The organism is Thiohalocapsa sp. (genome assembly GCF_019695415.1).
Taxonomy (GTDB): domain Bacteria; phylum Pseudomonadota; class Gammaproteobacteria; order Chromatiales; family Chromatiaceae; genus Thiohalocapsa.
This window is the reverse complement of the sequence record NZ_JAIFKJ010000289.1, coordinates 1-8,674: the sequence shown is the minus strand read 5'-3', so window position 1 is coordinate 8,674 and position 8,674 is coordinate 1. Positions and strand designations below refer to the sequence as shown.

Genomic DNA, 8,674 nt, shown 5'->3' with positions numbered 1-8,674 from the left:
CCGCCGGACATGCTCATGTTGAAGTCGCCGTAGCCGTCGCCGAACATGTCGCTGAACATGTCACCGAGGCCGTCACCCCAGCCAGAGCCATAGCCAGGACCACCCCAACCCGGACCCCACCAGGCACTAGCGGAGGCGGAAACACCAAGCAGGGCGGCGACGGCGGCGGCGGTAGCAAGCTTTTTCATCTGTATTCTCCTGATATTCTGGGTTAGCAAGCGCTGCGCGTGTTGCGCGTCAGCGGGGTCCATAATATTAGAATTTTCTTAATTACAAAATCTTTATTTTTGATGGATGGGAAAGCCCCGATTAGCTTTGACTATCGGTGATCAGGCGCATGGACAGGTCGACCGCCTGCACGCTTTTGGTGAGATCGCCAACGGAGATGTCATCGACGCCTGTTTCGGCGATCAGTCTCAGCCGATCGAGGGCCACGCCGCCCGACGCTTCGAGCCGCGCCCGCCCATCGTTGAGGGCAACGGCGCGCCGCAAATCGGCGAGGCCGAAATTATCCAGCAGCACACGGGCGACGCCTGCATCCAGCGCCGCTTCCAGCTGTGCCGTAGACTCGACCTCGATTTCCACCGGCACAGCCGCAGGCACTTGCCTGCGTGCAGCCGCCACGGCAGCCGCGATGGACCCCGCAGCCGCGATATGGTTTTCCTTGATCAGCACGGCATCGTACAGGCCCATGCGGTGGTTATGGCAACCGCCGCAGCAGACCGCATACTTCTGCTCGCGTCGGAGACCAGGCAAGGTCTTGCGCGTGTCCAGGATGCGCACCGGCAGGCCGGCAACGGCATCGGCATAGCGGCGAACCCGCGTAGCAGTGCCGGAGAGTGTCTGGAGGTAGTTCAGCGCCGTGCGCTCCGCCGTGAGCAGCGCCCGCAGCGGCCCCTCGATGCGACACAAGGGCGCACCCGCTGGTACCTGCTCGCCGTCGGCGACGAGCCAATCCACGCTGACACTGGCGTCGGTGACTGTAAACGCGCACTCGAACCATGCCTGCCCGCAGAGCACGGCATGCTCGCGTGTGACGACTTCCGCTCGCGCCCGCTGCTGCGCCGGCAGCAGTGCAGCGGTCAGGTCGCCCGTGCCGATGTCCTCGTCGAGCGAGCGACGCACATGTGCCCGAATATGATCGACGGGCGGCAGACAGGCGGCGAGCGCCGTCGACGGTGCTGCGGCTGACATGTTAGGACCTGTATAGACTTTGGTTTGCGGAAGGTGCTGCAACATCGTCGCGGCGCCGGCACCGCACCCGTTGCAGCAGGGGCCGCGCTGCCTGACGTCAACGCCGGCCGGGGCTATTGACCGGAGGTATTCCGGGCATCGCCCTCCAGGGCTTTGTGCTCACGAGCCTGTGTGCGGATGGGGCCAATCCCTGGTTGCGGCGCGTTCCACCGGGTCATCACCCTGTCCAGCAGGCGCTGAATGCATTTCCCTCTTGATCATTTGTAGTCTAGTACTCTTCGCGGACTGAGGTCAGTCCAGCATCCAGTTTGCGCTTGCGCTGCGGTCGCTTCACGCTGGCTGCAGGGCGGTCCGAGCAGCCCTTGCCCAACACCCATGCGTCGCCGAGCATTGACCATCATCAGCCAGACCGCAGGCGCCCTGGCCGAGAGTCTGCGCGACCTTGTACCCATCATCTTGGTCATCTCGGCATTCCAGTTGCTGGTGCTGCGCGAGCCCATCGCAAACCTGGGCGAGCTCGTGCTGGGCATCGGCATGCTGGTGCTCGGTCTGACGCTCTTCGTGCAGGGACTCAAGCTAGGGCTCTTCCCCCTCGGCGAGGCCATGGCCTGGGGCCTGGCCCGCAAGGGCAGTCTATTCTGGCTGCTCGTCTTCGCCTTCGGGCTCGGCTTCGGCACCACCGTGGCGGAGCCGGCCCTCATTGCCGTCGCTGACGAGGCCGCAAGCGTGGCCGCCAGCGGTGGCGTCATCGCCGCAGATGCCCAAGCCCGCTCGGCCTACGCCAGCGGCCTGCGACTCACGGTGGCGTTGGCCGTCGGCTTCGCGCTGGTGCTGGGCGTGCTGCGTATCCTGCGCGGCTGGCCCATTCAGACCCTAATCATCGGCGGCTATGCCGGCGTCGTGCTTATGACTACCATTGCCCCGCCCGAAATCGTGGGCATCGCGTACGATTCCGGCGGAGTCACCACGTCCACCATCACTGTGCCCTTGGTGACCGCACTGGGCGTCGGGCTGGCAACCAGCATCGAGGGGCGCAACCCACTGGTGGACGGTTTCGGTCTTATCGCCTTCGCCTCGCTCACGCCTATGATCTTTGTCATGGGCTACGGGATGCTCGTCTGAGCCGCTGCTTCGTCGTGGACGGCCTCTGCGCTATCGACGCCGTAATACCGGTCTGCGCGACCCTGGACGATGTCGTGCCGATCCTGGCGGTGCTGGTTGGTTTTCAGGTGCTGGTGTTGCGACGCCCGCTGGTGCAGCCGCGGCGTATCCTATTGGGCTTCGTCATGGTACTGCTGGGTCTCGCGTTCTTCATCCAGGGCTTGGAGCAAGCCCTGTTCCCCCTCGGCCGGCTGATGGCGACCCAGCTCACGGCACCGGAGTTCATCGGCATGGCGACCACGGCAGCAGAGGGCGTCGACTGGCGGGCCTATGGCTGGGTCTACCTCTTTGCCTTCGCGATCGGCTTTGCCACCACTATCGCGGAGCCAGCGCTCATCGCCGTCGCCATCAAGGCCGAGCAGGTGTCCGCAGGCACCGTCCGCGCCGCCGGCTTGCGCACAGCGGTAGCGGTCGGCGTGGCCATCGGTATCACGCTCGGTGCCTTCCGCATCGTCACAGGTGCACCGCTGCATTGGTACATCATGGCAGGCTATGTGCTTGTGCTGCTGCAGACGGCCTGCGCGCCCAAATCCATCATCGCACTGGCGTATGATTCTGGCGGCGTCACGACATCCACGGTCACAGTGCCGCTAGTGGCTGCGCTGGGGCTCGGGCTTTCCAGCAGCATTCCCGGCCGCAGCCCGGTGTTGGATGGTTTCGGCCTGATAGCCTTCGCGAGCCTGTTTCCCATCATGTCCGTCCTCGGTTATGCGCAGCTGAGCACGCTGATGGCCCGGCGCAAAGCCGGAGCTCACAACACAAAGGTTTGAGCATGCACTTCAAGCTGATCATCGCCCTGGTGGAGCAGTCCGAGACCGAGGCAGTACTCGAGGCAGCCCGCACCGCCGGCGCTACGGGCTCGACCGTCATCAACCAGGCCCGTGGCGAAGGTGCCGAGCAACAGCAGACCTTCTTCGGCCTGACCCTCGAGACCCAACGCGACGTCTTGCTGCTCCTGGTCGAGGAGCACCTGGCGCGCAGCATCCTCGAGACCATCGCCGAGGTGGGCCGCTTCGAGGAGCGCAAGGGCTGCGGCATCGCCTTCCAGGTGGACGTGGAAGACGCCGTCGGCATCAGTCACCAGATCCGCGTCCTTGCCAAAAAGGTGGAAGAGGAGCTCTGAGCATGCCCGAGCGCCAGCCCATCCGCGTGCGCGACGTTATGAAGCACGCCTTCGATGTCGTCGACGGCATGGACACCGTGGCCTTGGCACTCGAGCGCATGCGCCACGTGGAGACCAAGTCGCTGATCGTGCGCAAGCGCCATGCAGACGACGAATACGGCGTCGTGCTTATTTCGGACATTGCCCGACTTGTGCTGGCGAAGGATCGGGCACCGGACCGGGTGAATATCTACGAAATCATGTCGAAGCCCGTCATTACCGTGTCGCCGGACATGGACATCCGCTATTGCGCGAGGCTTTTCGCCCGCTTCGACCTGTCCCGGGCGCCCGTGGTAGAAGCAGGTGATGTGGTCGGCATCGTGAGCCTCACCGATCTCGTCATGAAGGGCATGGCTGCGCAGCAGGGCTGATTGCGCCATGGTCAGCCACACGCACAACGGCCTGGCTGTTGACGGCTGGCTCGACGACGTTCGCCGAGTGCCGTCGCCGCACTTCGGCGAGCGCCCGCCCGGGTCGCCCATCGATCTGCTCTTGATTCACAACATCTCGCTGCCGCCGGGGGAGTTCGGTGGTCCGTGGGTGGAACAGCTCTTCTGCGGATGTCTCGACCCGAGCGTGCATCCCTACTTCGCGGCCATCGCCGATAATCCGGTTTCCGCGCATCTGTTCGTTCGGCGCGACGGCGAAACGCTGCAGTTCGTTGATCTGCATAAGCGGGCCTGGCACGCGGGACGCTCCGCCTGGCAGGGCCGGCCCGAGTGCAACGACTACTCCATCGGCATCGAGCTGGAGGGTGCTGATGACATGCCCTTCACGCAGGACCAATACCGACGGCTGGCACTGCTCACCCACGAGATCATGCGCCGCTTCCCGGCCATTACCGACGAGCGCATCGTCGGCCACAGTGATGTCGCACCCGGGCGCAAGACCGATCCCGGGCCGGCCTTCGACTGGCAACGGTATCTGGGGCTGCTTCGCAGCGCCGCGGCCGGCGATGCGCCGCCGCAGGCCTGAGGGCCGCTTCTTTAACCGCCAGCACCCAGCGCAGGATGGAAAGGCGTATCACCCGGCCTTGGCCATGGCCGCGGCCGGCGTCGTGACCGGCAGCGCCCATTGGGCGCTCAGCACCTCTTGCTGCTCGGTCCAGCGCAGCAGCTCCAGGCTCCCGTCATGGTGCTCCACCAGGGCCGTGCAGCTCTCCACCCAGTCGCCGCAGTTGCAGTAGGTGATGCCGTCGATGTCGCGGATCTCGGCATGATGGATGTGGCCGCAGACCATGCCGTCGACATCACGTGCCTTGGCCTCATCGGCGACGGCCTGCTCGAAATCGCCAATATAATTGACGGCATTCTTAACCCGATGCTTCAAAAAGGCGGCGAGCGACCAATAGCCCATCCCGAGGCGTTTTCGGACCCAGTTGAGCCGATGATTGACGGATAGGAGCAGGTCATACAGTCGGGCGCCCAGCACGGCGAGCCAACGCTCGTTCTGGACCACATGGTCGAACTTGTCGCCGTGCAGGATGAGGAAGCGGCGGCCATCGACGGTTTCGTGGACGATTTCGTCGCGTACGGCCACGTTGCCGAAATCGCTGCCGATATGCGGACGCAGGATCTCGTCGTGGTTACCCGGCACATAGATGACCTCGGTACCGGCCCGGGCCTTGTCCAGCACGGCACGCACGACATTGTTGTGCGATTGGGGCCAGTGCACGCCATGACGCATGGACCAGACATCGATAATGTCGCCGACCAGATACAGCTGCCGGCATTCGGTGGCCTGCAGGAAGTCCAGCAGGAACTCCGCTTGGCAGCCACGAAAGCCCAGGTGGACGTCCGAGATCCAAATGCTGCGATATTTATAGGGGTAAAGGCGCTCGACATTGCCGGCGTTGGACTCTGCACGCATAGGGAACACCACCGCAGATCAGAATCGCGGCTATGGTGACCCGCGTTTGTTTCGATCGCGTTGACGCTGCGTGAAGATCCTATGAAGGCGCCTGCCAAAAGCCCGAAATGGCGGCGATGCCTTGGGCACCATGCTCGAAGCTCGCTTCGAGCTGGGCAGTGGTGAGGCCGCCGAGCGCATACACCGGCAGCGCCGCGGTGTCGGCCAGAGCCGCGAAGCTCGACCAACCCAGGGTCGGCGCCCCGGGATGCGAAGCCGTGGGCAGCACCGGCCCGAGCAGCGCGTAGTCCAGCCCGAGCGCGGCGGCACGGCGCAGATCTGCGGCGCTGTGGCAGGAGGCGCCCACCAAGTGGGCAGGCGGGCGCGCAGCCACTCGCCACAACGCGGCTGCCTGCAAATGCAGCCCGTCGGCACAGACACCCGCCACCACAGCCGGATCACGGTTCAGCAGCAAGCGTGCACCTTTGTCGCGGCACACGGCGAGCGCATCCGCGGCCAGGCGCCGATACGCTGCGTCGTCGATGTCGTGGGCACGCAGCTGCACCAGGTCGATACCCGCCTCTAGCGACGCGGAAAGCCGATGCAGGAAGCTGCAGGCATCGCGGGGATCGGCACCGGTAATAAGGTAGCGCGAGGGCAAGCGCAGAGCGTCGATGATGGGCTTATCCGCCGCCGGAAAGCAGGTGGCGTCCATGTCCCAGGGCGTCGCCCAGTCGAGGGGCTGACCCTCGAGACCGCGCGGCTCGCCGACGTAGTCAGTGACCAAAAACACATCCAGGAGCACATGGCGGTCGCCGTAATCGTGGTGAATACGAATCAACGGTCGGGCCGCCTGCACATCAACGCCGAGCTCCTCTCGAAGTTCTCGCGCCAGGGCGGAACGGGGCAGCTCACCGGGCTCGAGCTTGCCGCCCGGAAACTCCCAAAGGCCGCCCTGGTGAACGCCCTCAGGTCGGCGAGCCACCAGAACACGCCCGGCGGCGTCCTGCAGGGCGCCGGCGGCCACGTGGATGCGGCGCTTGCGAGAGGGGTGTTCGTCGTCAGGTCCGGTACTCGGCGTTGATCCGGACATAGTCGTAGCTCAGATCGCAGGTGAGCACCCGCGTCGTGATCTCTCCGCGCCCAAGCCCCACGCGAATGCGGAAGGCGTCGCGTGCCATGACGGCACGCCCGGCCACCTCGGTGTAGGTCGGATCGCGTCCGCCACCGCTCACGATAAGGCAGTCGTCGAGCCAGATGCGCACGCGCTCGATGTCGAGTCTGGCAACGCCCGCCCGCCCCACCGCGGCCAGGATCCGCCCCCAGTTTGGATCGGCAGCGAAGAGGGCCGTCTTCACGAGGGGTGAATGGGCGATGGTGTCGGCCACCGCACGGGCTTCGGCGGCGCTTTGGGCCTCGACCACCTCGATGGTCACGAGCTTGGTGGCGCCCTCGCCGTCGCGGACGATGGACGTCGCTAAGGCCGCACAGACCTGATGCACCGCCAAGGCCAGCGCCTGAAGCTCTGGCGAGCCGGCGGTCACTGGTGGGCCGCCTAGGGTGCCGGCGGCAGAGAGCACGCAGGCGTCGTTGGTGGATGTGTCGCCGTCGATCGTGATGGCATTGAAGGTGTCGGCGACGGCCTCCCGCAGCAGTGCCTGCAGGAGGTCCCGGGGTACCGGCGCATCCGTGCACAGAAAGGCCAGCATGGTCGCCATGTCCGGGCGGATCATGCCGGCGCCCTTGGCTATGCCGACGACCTTGGCCTCGCGTCCACCCAGATCGCAGGATGCGCTGGCTGTCTTCGGGTGGGTGTCCGTGGTCATGATGGCCCCCGCGGCATCGGTCCAACCGTCCTCACGCAGCCCTGCCACCAATTGCGGCAGCGCTGCCGCGATTGCCCCAACCGGGAGATACTCCCCGATCACGCCGGTGGAGAAGGGCAGCACCTGCTCGGGCGCACAATCCGCCGCCGCGGCCAGCGCGGTGCAGCAGGTCTCAGCGTCGGCGAGCCCGCGGTCACCAGTGCCCGCATTGGCGTTGCCGGCGTTGATCAAGAGCCATCGCGGCTGCGTTTGCGCCAAATGGCGTCGCGCCAGCTGCACCGGCGCAGCGCAAAAGGCGTTGGTGGTGAAGACGGCGGCGGTCTGTGCCCCGTCCGGCAGTGCCAGCAGCACCAGGTCGTCGCGACCTTGGTAGCGAATGCCGGCAGCGCCAGCCGCAAGCCGGACGCCCGGGATGCGCAGCACTGGCACCGGCGTCAGGCCACTTTACCGTGACACTGCTTGTACTTCTTGCCGGACCCACAGGGACAGGGCTCGTTGCGGCCCACCTTGCGCTCGCCGCGCACATAGGGCTGGTGATCGTCGCCGCTGTCGTGCTGGGCGCTCGCGGGGCGCTGGTGAGCACGAGCGGACGGCCTGGCCTGTTGGCCCCCGGTCGGCCGTGACTGTCCTTCGGCGCCTGCGGTGACCGGCTCCTCCGGCGCAGAGAGGCCTGAGAATGCCTCGTGTTTGAACTGGAACCGATCCTCAGCGTGTCGTGCGGGTGCCACCTCTTCGGGAGAGCGCACCTGCATCCGCGAAAGGGTCCGGACGACTTCCTCCTTGAGGCTCGCGAGCATGGCCCGGAACATCTCGAAGGCTTCGCGCTTGTACTCCTGCTTCGGATTCTTCTGGGCGTAGCCCCGCAGGTGGATGCCCTGGCGCAGGTAGTCCATTTGTGCGAGGTGGTCCTTCCATTGACTGTCCAGGGTCTGCAACATGACTGCCTTTTCGATCTGGCGCATGGTCCCCGCGCCGACGAGCCTCTCCTTGTCGGCATAGTGCCCGGCCACCGTATCGGTGATCCGCTGACGCAGCGTCTCTTCGTGCAGGTCGTGATCCTCGTCCAGCCATTGCTGAATGGGCCACTCGCCGCCGAAGAACTCGCTCAGCGCCTCGCTCAAACCCGGCACGTCCCACTGCTCTTCCAGGCTCTGCGGCGGAATGAATCCGTCGATGAGGCTGTTCAGCACGTCCGCACGCCAGTCACCGATGGTCTCGGAGATATCCTCGCCGTCCATCAGCTCCCGGCGCTGCTCATAGATGACCTTACGCTGATCGTTGGCGACGTCATCGTATTCCAGCAGCTGCTTGCGGATGTCGAAGTTGCGTCCCTCGACCTTACGCTGGGCGTTCTCGATTGCCTTGGTGACCCAGGGGTGCTCGATGGCCTCACCCTCCTGCATGCCAAGCCGCTGCATCATGTTGCCGACCTTGTCGGAGGCAAAGATGCGCATCAGGTTGTCCTTCAGCGACAGGTAGAAGC

At 65.2% G+C, this 8,674-nt stretch carries 11 protein-coding genes; 5 read left to right on the top strand and 6 right to left on the bottom strand.

What is annotated here, in order from left to right; genetic code table 11:
• Both I6U14_RS08390 and nadC read right to left on the bottom strand, forming a co-directional pair.
• Nucleotides 1-188, bottom strand: a 188-nt coding sequence (locus tag I6U14_RS08390) for a sulfur globule family protein (RefSeq protein WP_296898429.1), incomplete at its 3' end; no start/stop codon positions are given.
• Between the two features lie 121 nt (nt 189-309).
• A complete protein-coding gene (gene nadC, locus I6U14_RS08385) occupies nt 310-1,194 on the bottom strand; it encodes a carboxylating nicotinate-nucleotide diphosphorylase (protein ID WP_296898427.1) in 885 nt (294 codons plus the stop codon).
• A 390-nt stretch (nt 1,195-1,584) separates the two neighbouring features.
• On the opposite strand from nadC, the gene I6U14_RS08380 reads away from it, so the two are divergent.
• From I6U14_RS08380 to ampD, 5 genes are read left to right on the top strand one after another with little or no spacing between them, the layout of a single operon-like run.
• Nucleotides 1,585-2,316 (top strand): DUF1538 domain-containing protein, encoded by a 732-nt coding sequence (locus tag I6U14_RS08380; RefSeq protein ID WP_296898425.1) that lies wholly within the window; start codon nt 1,585-1,587, stop codon nt 2,314-2,316.
• Between the two features lie 14 nt (nt 2,317-2,330).
• Entirely contained in the window at nt 2,331-3,125 is a 795-nt protein-coding gene (locus I6U14_RS08375; protein WP_296898423.1) for a DUF1538 domain-containing protein, read from the top strand.
• A 2-nt stretch (nt 3,126-3,127) separates the two neighbouring features.
• Nucleotides 3,128-3,478, top strand: a complete 351-nt coding sequence (locus tag I6U14_RS08370) for a P-II family nitrogen regulator (RefSeq protein ID WP_296898422.1) — start codon at nt 3,128-3,130, stop codon at nt 3,476-3,478.
• A 2-nt stretch (nt 3,479-3,480) separates the two neighbouring features.
• The gene (locus I6U14_RS08365) at nt 3,481-3,888 is read left to right on the top strand and encodes a CBS domain-containing protein (protein WP_296898420.1); all 408 of its coding nucleotides are present in this window, start codon (nt 3,481-3,483) and stop codon (nt 3,886-3,888) included.
• Between the two features lie 7 nt (nt 3,889-3,895).
• Complete coding sequence (gene ampD, locus I6U14_RS08360) at nt 3,896-4,492, top strand: 1,6-anhydro-N-acetylmuramyl-L-alanine amidase AmpD (protein ID WP_296898418.1); 597 nt, start codon at nt 3,896-3,898, stop codon at nt 4,490-4,492.
• A 48-nt stretch (nt 4,493-4,540) separates the two neighbouring features.
• Here the strand turns inward: ampD and I6U14_RS08355 are convergent, their stop codons facing one another.
• From I6U14_RS08355 to I6U14_RS08340, 4 genes are all read right to left on the bottom strand, one after another.
• Complete coding sequence (locus I6U14_RS08355; protein WP_296898417.1) at nt 4,541-5,386, bottom strand: UDP-2,3-diacylglucosamine diphosphatase; 846 nt, start codon at nt 5,384-5,386, stop codon at nt 4,541-4,543.
• Nucleotides 5,387-5,465: 79 nt separating this feature from the next.
• Complete coding sequence (locus I6U14_RS08350; protein WP_296898416.1) at nt 5,466-6,458, bottom strand: Nudix family hydrolase; 993 nt, start codon at nt 6,456-6,458, stop codon at nt 5,466-5,468.
• A complete protein-coding gene (gene argJ / locus I6U14_RS08345) occupies nt 6,427-7,614 on the bottom strand; it encodes a bifunctional glutamate N-acetyltransferase/amino-acid acetyltransferase ArgJ (RefSeq protein ID WP_296898415.1) in 1,188 nt (395 codons plus the stop codon). Before argJ ends, I6U14_RS08350 begins: the two co-directional genes overlap by 32 nt.
• An 11-nt stretch (nt 7,615-7,625) precedes the next feature.
• Nucleotides 7,626-8,674: SEC-C metal-binding domain-containing protein (locus tag I6U14_RS08340; protein ID WP_296898414.1), on the bottom strand; the 1,049-nt coding region annotated here is incomplete at its 5' end.